Annotated in this window: 1 pseudogene; it reads left to right on the top strand. The window is 57.2% G+C overall.

What is annotated here, in order from left to right:
- Nucleotides 1-278: 278 nt before the first annotated feature.
- Nucleotides 279-476: pseudogene (locus tag NW853_RS08740) on the top strand (RNA-guided endonuclease TnpB family protein); the annotation flags it as partial.
- Nucleotides 477-1069 lie beyond the last annotated feature (593 nt).

Here is a 1069-nt window from a genome sequence, read left to right as displayed (position 1 = left end):
AGCTGGTCGCGGCGGGGCGTGCAAACCCTGAGGGCGCAACTGGACGGATAGGTGGATCCCCTGCGCCCTCTCCCCTTGTGTACGCGACAGCGCAGCGTTGGATCAAAGTGCTGGATCAACAAAACGCGCGGGATACCCCACCGTCTATACGGTGGGAAGGGATAGCGCCCAACATACTTAGCATGACCCAAGCTCTGACTACCTCTTGCAAGCTCAAGGTGTCTGCGTCGCAAGCCACAAAGCTGGATGCGACCAAGGCCTACGGCCGGCTGACGCGAACAGAGGGGGACAACTGGAATGGACAGCAGTTGAACCAGGTCAGAGACCACTACTCCCGCTTGAGAGCGGTTCTGCAACGCAAGGCCAGTCAGGGCACACGCAGTTCTCGGCGCAGATGCCGGGAGCTGCTGCAACGGCTGTCTGGCAAGAAAAGACGCTTTCAAGCTTGGGTAAACCACTGCATCTCCACTCGCGTCAGCGGGACGGAGTCCTTGTGGGCCTGCTTCAGGGCTACCAAAAAAACCACCCGCCTTATGCGGTGGGGTAGTTTATCAGGTTTTTGCAGACGAGAGGGATCCCTGTTACGCAAAGGGTAATTGCAGCGGCTGCAGTCGGTGTTGCTGGAAAGCTCTGTACTGGGCAAGGATTGGCAAAGACTGTAGTCATGGGCTGTAGCCAACCAGCCTCGGCTAATCTGAGCCACCGTAGGAGTTTTGACACTCCCCCGGCTGAAGTTGGGGAAGGCTTACGCAGTCCACAGTTGGACTCGTAAAGGCGCTGTCAAGACGCCCCTAGACAGTTCCTAGAGACAAAGCCTCAAGGTTCCGCTTGCTTACTGGCTTTCGGTACTGTCCGGGTTTTTCACCGGGGTAGGTGCTGACTTAAGATTACAACATCATAATAACACTGGCGAGCATAATAACATTGGCGAGCGACTCCAGTCGCTCGAAGGCTTTTCCGCCCCGCACTACTCGCGTCAGCGGCGCGGAGCGCTTAGTATGGGGCTACCAAGCCACTCTGCTGTGTTGGCCGAGTTGGCTCCTGAGGGGCATGGAGAAGGAAACACTCG

The sequence above is a fragment of the Synechococcus sp. H55.11 genome (assembly GCF_047462475.1).
Classification (GTDB): domain Bacteria; phylum Cyanobacteriota; class Cyanobacteriia; order Thermostichales; family Thermostichaceae; genus Thermostichus.
This window is presented reverse-complemented; position numbering and strand designations above follow the sequence as displayed.